We start from the raw sequence: 1213 nt of genomic DNA, 5'->3' as shown, positions 1-1213 counted from the left end.
TGGCACCGCAAAAGCCTGCAGCAAAACAAATTAAACAATTGGCCAACGAAATTTCTTTTTTCCGGGCCTTGTCAAAAGATTTGTTGATGCAAACTATTACTTACCTAAGCTTTCGTAATTATCCCTGCAGTCAGTCAATGTTATTTGAAAACTACTACGGGGGGTCAATTTATTTTATTGCTGAAGGTTGGATTAAAGTGTGTGCCATTGATGAATCTTCAAAAAGTAATATCTATACTCTTTACGGCCCGGACGAGATGGTGGGGGCGATCGCCGCGGTGGAAGAAGACTGGAATCCCAAGGAGGCCGTCACTCTGTCCCCTGCCAAGATCTGGAGTATTCCTACCCAAGATTTTCTAAATTTGCTCCAGGAAGATCCCCAAGCTGGTATTCAGGTAGCAATTTTTGCGTCCAAGCGTCTTAGAAAACTGAACCAATATTTTCGCCTAAGGGAAGCAGATAGTGTGACCAAAGTAGCCCATATTTTGCTGGAATTGATGGAACAGAAGGAAAATAAAATAAACACCAAAAAACATAGGGTATTAATACCGAATTTGCCCCATCGAGAAACCGCCATTCTCAGTGGAGTTACGAGGGAAACTGTTACCCGCACATTGAGTAAATTGGAAAAAAAGGGCCTCATTTTACGCCAGGGGGCCACGATTGAAATTCTCAACTTGGATTTTCTCCAGCAACTGGTTAATGGCAATTCCACTTCGGTCTGATTTTGACCAATTCCCCCATGGGATTAAAGCAGGGTGCGGGCTTTGAGTTGTAGGTAGCGATCCACTAACTGTTCACTGACTTTGTCCGCCGGAGCATCCAAGACTAAAACCCCTTTTTGTTTCAGCTTCGCCAGGGCTAATTGCCGCTGTTGCAACAGGTTAATAGCCACCGCCTGTTGGTAAGCACCACTAACTGTAGTGGCCGGGGAATGGGCTAATTGGTCCACCTGGGGGTCTCGCAGAGTGACACAAAAGGGCAGATAACGGGGAGCTAGCTGGGTGAGGGCAGTGAGCAATTCCCGTGAAGCAGTGGGATCAATTAAATCGGTGATGCACACCACTAGGGCCCGCCTGGTTTGTTGTTGCACCAGTTGACCGATCGCCGCGCCGTAATCCGGTTCTTGCAGCACGGGTTGGAGGGGAGTCAAGGTTTTCAATAATTTGGGTAAATAATGTAAACCCCGCTCCGGGGGCAACCAACTCACCAC

Annotated in this window: 1 protein-coding gene and 1 pseudogene; one reads left to right on the top strand and one right to left on the bottom strand. The window is 47.0% G+C overall.

Annotated features, from left to right (window positions below):
• Window positions 1-725, top strand: a 725-nt coding sequence (locus IQ219_RS19740; RefSeq protein ID WP_194073753.1) for a Crp/Fnr family transcriptional regulator, incomplete at its 5' end; no start/stop codon positions are given.
• A gap of 23 nt (window positions 726-748) precedes the next feature.
• On the opposite strand, the pseudogene IQ219_RS19735 reads toward IQ219_RS19740, so the two are convergent.
• Window positions 749-1213, bottom strand: a pseudogene (locus IQ219_RS19735) (DUF58 domain-containing protein); the annotation flags it as partial.

The organism is Synechocystis sp. LEGE 06083, assembly GCF_015207725.1.
Lineage (GTDB): Bacteria > Cyanobacteriota > Cyanobacteriia > Cyanobacteriales > Microcystaceae > Synechocystis > Synechocystis salina.
Note: the sequence above shows the minus strand (reverse complement) of the source record. Positions and strands in the feature narration are given on the sequence as shown.